Below are 363 nucleotides of genomic sequence, written 5' to 3'. Positions count from 1 at the left end.
CCATCTCAATGGGCATGGTGCTGGTGCTGACGCGCAGGCGGCCTGAAAAGCGCAAGCAGATGGGCTTCGTCCTTGCGCAGCGCGCCATGCCGGCGGAATGAGGCAGGATGGCAAAGGGCGTCATCCTGCTTGCAGCCGGTGGAACGGGCGGACATCTCTTCCCCGCCGAAGCGCTTGCGCATGAGCTGATCGAGCGCGGCTGGCAGGTGCACCTTGCCACCGACCGTCGCGCCGAGCGCTATTCCGGCCATTTTCCCGCCGCCGAAATCCACTCGATTGCTTCGGCCACACTGGGCTCGAAGAATCCAATCGCCATGCTCTCGGCCTTCTGGACGATCTGGCAGGGCGTGCGGCAGGCAGGGC

Annotated in this window: 1 protein-coding gene; it reads left to right on the top strand. The window is 65.3% G+C overall.

Going from position 1 to position 363, the window contains the following annotated elements:
• Positions 1-107: 107 nt before the first annotated feature.
• A partial coding sequence (locus EN846_RS33925) for a glycosyltransferase (protein ID WP_189587198.1) occupies positions 108-363 on the top strand: 256 nt, incomplete at its 3' end.

This window comes from Mesorhizobium sp. M4B.F.Ca.ET.203.01.1.1 (assembly GCF_004791025.1).
In the GTDB taxonomy this organism is placed as follows: domain Bacteria; phylum Pseudomonadota; class Alphaproteobacteria; order Rhizobiales; family Rhizobiaceae; genus Mesorhizobium; species Mesorhizobium abyssinicae.
This window is presented reverse-complemented; position numbering and strand designations above follow the sequence as displayed.